Annotated in this window: 1 protein-coding gene; it reads left to right on the forward strand. The window is 68.3% G+C overall.

All coding sequences use genetic code 11. The features are described from left to right. Positions 1–46: 46 nt before the first annotated feature. A complete protein-coding gene (locus ACFWIS_RS40660; protein WP_380464150.1) occupies positions 47–1,270 on the forward strand; it encodes an IS30 family transposase in 1,224 nt (407 codons plus the stop codon). Positions 1,271–1,309: the final 39 nt, after the last annotated feature.

The raw sequence follows: 1,309 nt of genomic DNA on the forward strand, positions 1-1,309 counted from the left end.
CCTTGGGTTCTAGCGTTCGTTGCAACACCCCAGCTCAGGGGATGCAATGGACTTCGAGATCCGGGACCGCCAGGTCAGCCAGGGGCGTAGGAAGCTCCGACGTGAGCGGGAGGAATACTTCCGGCTCATGCGGATGGGGTACTCGAACAAGGAAGCCTGCCAGGTTGTCGGGATCAACCTGAGGACCGGGCGGGAGTGGCGCAACGGCCGGACGAGCCCCGACCGGCTGGTGGCGCCCGCGTATGCACCGCGGGCGCCACAGGCCGTGGGCCCGTCCCGGTACCTGCGCGAGGACGAGCGTGTCCACATCGCCGACCGGCTGCGGGAAAAGGCCACGGTGCGGGCCATCGCGGCGGAGCTTGGCCGCAGCCCGTCGACCGTCAGCCGGGAGATCCGCCGCAACCGCACCCACGGCACCCGCGGCCAGTGGCACTACCGCCCGTACGCGGCCCAGGCCCGCGCGGACGCCCGGCGGCCACGCCCGAAGCCTCGCAAGATCAGCGAGAACACCGAACTGCGGGACGCCGTCCAGGCGATGCTGGACGAGTTCTGGAGCCCGGAGCAGATATGCCACGCTCTGCGGGAGATATTCCCCGACCGGCCGGAGATGCACGTGGTCCACGAGACCGTCTACCAGGCGCTCTACGTCCAGGGACGTGGCCAGTTGAGGCGCGAGCTCGCCGGCGCCCTGCGCTCGGGCCGGGCCCGCCGCAAGCCTCACCGGCAGGCCAACTGCCGCCAACCGCGCTTCACCGAGCCGATGGTCATGATCAGCGAACGCCCCGCGGAGGTCGAGGACCGGGCGGTCCCAGGTCACTGGGAGGGCGACTTGATCATCGGCAAGGACGGCAAGTCCGCGATCGGCACGCTCGTGGAGCGGTCCACCCGGTACGTGATGCTCCTGCACCTGCCGGGCGATCACGGAGCCGAAGCGGTACGCGACGCCCTCACAGAGACCGTGCAGACCCTCCCGGCCCACTTGAAGAGGTCTTTGACGTGGGATCAGGGATCAGAGATGGCTTCCCATCACGTCTTCACCATCGCTACCGACGTCCCGGTGTACTTCTGCGACCCGGCCAGCCCCTGGCAGCGCGGCTCGAACGAGAATACGAACGGCCTGCTTCGGCAGTACTTCCCCAAGGGCACCGACCTGTCGGTCCACACCCAGGAGCACCTGGCCGCCGTCGCCGACCAGCTCAACCGCCGCCCACGCAAAACGCTTGACTGGGAAACCCCAGCCAAGCGCCTGCATAAACTGCTCGCGGCCTGATCAACCGACCACGTGTTGCAACGACCCCTATAAACCGCC

The sequence above is a fragment of the Kitasatospora sp. NPDC127060 genome (assembly GCF_042724935.1).
Taxonomy (GTDB): domain Bacteria; phylum Actinomycetota; class Actinomycetes; order Streptomycetales; family Streptomycetaceae; genus Kitasatospora.

What these genes read in the sequence shown, in the direction of transcription:
- ACFWIS_RS40660 (WP_380464150.1), top strand. Translation starts at nt 47, where the DNA reads ATGGACTTCGAGATCCGGGACCGCCAGGTCAGCCAGGGGCGTAGGAAG.